The sequence below is a fragment of the Fluviicola sp. genome, from assembly GCF_030151805.1.
Lineage (GTDB): Bacteria > Bacteroidota > Bacteroidia > Flavobacteriales_D > Crocinitomicaceae > Fluviicola.
In genome coordinates this window covers 1-3,523 of the sequence record NZ_JASLCN010000086.1, presented here as the reverse complement: position 1 = coordinate 3,523, position 3,523 = coordinate 1, and the positions used below count along the sequence as shown (strand labels likewise).

The window sequence follows — 3,523 nt, the reverse complement described above, 5'->3', positions numbered from 1 at the left end:
ATGGATTTTTCTAGCTACAGATGATGGATTTAAAAGCAGTTTTTACGATAGGGATATCTTGTTTGATCTCCCTGAGTTCATGGACACAAGTCAATGGAATTCATCCGGTTTCAAATGATTACCAAAAACCGACAGATCCGCAAGTGTTGAAAAAACTGGAGCAATGGCAGGATCAGAAATTCGGGGTGATTATCCACTGGGGCTTGTATGCTGTTCCCGGAATTGTAGAATCCTGGTCGATTTGTTCTGAAGACTGGATTACCCGGGATTCAACGTCAAATTATGACGATTACAAAAAATGGTATTGGGGCTTGAGTAAGGAATTGAACCCGGTGAAGTTTAACCCGGAAAGGTGGGCGGATATTTCAAAGAAAGCAGGAATGAAGTACCTGGTTTTTACAACCAAGCATCATGACGGATTTTGCATGTTCGATACCAAACAAACGGATTTTAAAATCACGGCGGGTCCTTTTGCTTCCAATCCGAAATCAGATGTCTTGAAACACGTGTTTGATGCGTATCGGAAAGAAGGTTTTATGATCGGAGCTTATTTTTCGAAACCCGACTGGCACAATGAAAACTACTGGTGGCCTTTGTACGCAACGCCGAATCGCAATAATAATTACGATACCCGGAAACATCCGTGGCGTTGGGAACAGTTTCAGAATTTTACGTATAACCAGATTCAGGAAATCGTTACCGGATACGGCGGTGTGGATATTTTGTGGCTCGATGGCGGCTGGGTGAGACCGATGAACACCATTGATGACGAGGTCTTGTCGTGGGGAGCACCGATTCCGCAGTGGAACCAGGAATTGAACATCGGGAAAATTGCCGGAATGGCGCGCTCGCACCAACCGGGAATGATCGTTGTAGACAGAACGGTGCAAGGACCTTATGAAAATTATCAAACTCCGGAACACACAATTCCTGAAAAGCGGATCAACAATCCGTGGGAAACATGTATGCCGCTTTGTACCAATTGGGGGTATGTGCCGAATGACGAAATCAAGTCAACGGAAAGAGTGATCCGGACTTTGGTGGAAGTCGTTGCCAAAGGAGGAAACCTGTTATTGGGTGTAGGGCCGAAAGCAGACGGAACCATTCCGGAAAATGTAGAACAACGCTTGCTGGAAGTAGGAGCCTGGATGGATGCGAATAAAGAAGCGATTTATGAAACACGTTCATTGGATCATTACCGGGAGGAATCTGTTTTTTTCACACACAATCCCAAAAAGAAGAAAACGTATGCCTTGGTTGTTGTGAACGAATCCCTGAAGAAAAATAAAATCGTTTCCTGGTCGGTGAATCTTCCAAAGAAGGGAACAGCGATGATTTACCTCCCGACCGGAGAAAAAGTAAACTGGAAGATTGCAAATAATCAGGTGCATGTTCAGCTTCCGGGATCAATCGTCCACTCGAAATCTGAAAATCCTGTCTGGACTTTCGCCTTTGAGACGGAATGAGCTTATTTGACTTCGAGATCCGCTTTTAAGGGCAAATCCCTGGAAGAAGACCCGATCATGATCCGGAAAATTCCCGGTTCTACAACAGGTTTTAATTCTGCATCCAACTGTTCCAGTAATTCAGGAGTAATCTCAAAGATAATTTCGGTTTCTTCTCCGGCTTTCAAATGAATGCGTTGGAAACCTTTTAATTCCTGAACCGGCCGAACGATTGAACTGAGAACATCTTTGATGTATAGCTGAACCACTTCATCGCCGTCACGCTTTCCGGTGTTTTTAAGTTTGAACCGAACCTTTGTGCTTTCACTGCCTGAAATACCGGAACGATCCAAACGGATATCCGAATAGCTGAATTGGGTATAACTCAAGCCAAACCCGAAAGGGAAAAGTGGTTGACCACTTAAATTGTTGTAATCGTTTCCGCGCCCGGTTGGCTGATGGTTGTAAACTAACGGAAGTTGCGCTTCATTCATTGGAAAGGTGACGGGTAATTTTCCACTTGGGTTCACTTCCCCAAAAAGAACATCCGAAACTGCGCGCCCGCCTTCTTGTCCCGGATACCAAAGCATTGCAATCGCTTCCGTTTTATCTATCCAGTTTTCCATCGTAACAGCACTTCCACCTACAATCAGCACAATCACCGGTTTTCCGGTAGCATTCAGGGCTTGAATCAGTTCTTCCTGGTGTCCGGGAAGTTTCAGTGATGCCCGGTCGAGAAATTCTCCTTCTGTGATTCCTGCCACAACAATGGCAACATTTGCCTTTTTTGCCAGTTGAACACTTTCATCTATCTTTTTTTTCCAATCCGTATCAATTGTTGCATTCCAGATCAGGCGGATTTTGCCCTCACCCTGTGTTTCGTGAAACTCAACGCGGATAGCATATTTTTCTCCTTTTTTGAATTTGTAAGGAACCAAATCTGTGTGATAAGATTGTTTATCCCAGCGGTCGATCAGAAGTTTGTCATTCAGGTACAAACGAAAACCGTCATTTCCCTCCAATCCAATTTGAAATTCTCCGCTTTTCGGAGCCGTTAATCCCCCTGTCCAGCGAGCGCTGTAATGATCCGCTTTCAATTTTTCGTGTGGGGAGTACAAGGTCCAGTGAAAGTTAATTTCTTCGTTTCTTCTTTCATAAACAGGTTTGCCGCTTAGTTCTGTATTGTCGAAATAAGCAGAGGCTAAACCCGGAGTTCCGTTTGATTCCAGGTACTTTGATTCAATCGTTTCGAATAGGTCCAAATTTCTGTTGGCACCTTCCGAATAAAGAATACGTGTGTTTTTCCCGACCTGTTCTTTGATTCCATCCAGGATACTTATTTTTTGATACCCCGGACCACTGTATCCGCCCAAGCGTGCTTCCACGGCATCAGCTCCGAAAACTGCAATGGTTTTTATTTCGGATGAAAGCGGAAGAACATGTTGTTCGTTCTTTAATAAAACAATGGATTCCTGCGCTACTTTTCGCGCCAGGTTTTTTCCTTCCGTATGAAGTGTTTGTTCGTCAATTTGTTCTGAGATATAAGGATGTTCAAACAAGCCGAGTTCAAACTTGGCCCGGAGCACGCGCGCTACTGCATCATTCAAGCGATTACTGTCGACCAATCCGTTTTTGAAAGCGGGGTAGAATAACGAAGAATGATTGACATCGGTTTGAAAAATCACATCCATTCCTGCATTGATGGCATGAGCACCACTTTCGCTGTAATCTGTAGCAGTTTTGTGTAAAACCAGTTCGCCGCCAACTGCATTTGCGTCTGAAATGACGAAACCGGTAAATTTCCATTCGTTCTTCAACTTTTCGGTCAATAACCACTTGTTGGAAGAGCAGGCTGTTCCGTTCAGTGAATTGTAAGCTGTCATGATGGAACGGGCATTTCCCAATTGAATCGTTTGTTTGAAAGGAACGAAATGAGTTTCTTCCAATGCACGTTCACTTAAATGAATCGGGTAGCTGTCGCGGCCTCCGTCACCAACATTTGCTACAAAATGTTTTGGAGTAGTAATAATTCCCAGCGATTCGAAGGAACGGACGAAAGCCAATCCCATGTGTGTGGT

The 3,523-nt window shown here is 44.2% G+C and carries 2 protein-coding genes; one reads left to right on the top strand and one right to left on the bottom strand.

What is annotated here, in order from left to right; all coding sequences use genetic code 11:
* The first annotated feature begins 23 nt into the window (after nt 1-23).
* Complete coding sequence (locus Q1V93_RS03370) at nt 24-1,466, top strand: alpha-L-fucosidase (RefSeq protein ID WP_300661450.1); 1,443 nt, start codon at nt 24-26, stop codon at nt 1,464-1,466.
* Nucleotides 1,467-1,468: 2 nt separating this feature from the next.
* Here the strand turns inward: Q1V93_RS03370 and Q1V93_RS03365 are convergent.
* The coding region (locus Q1V93_RS03365; RefSeq protein ID WP_300661447.1) for a glycoside hydrolase family 3 protein at nt 1,469-3,523 on the bottom strand (2,055 nt) is incomplete at its 5' end.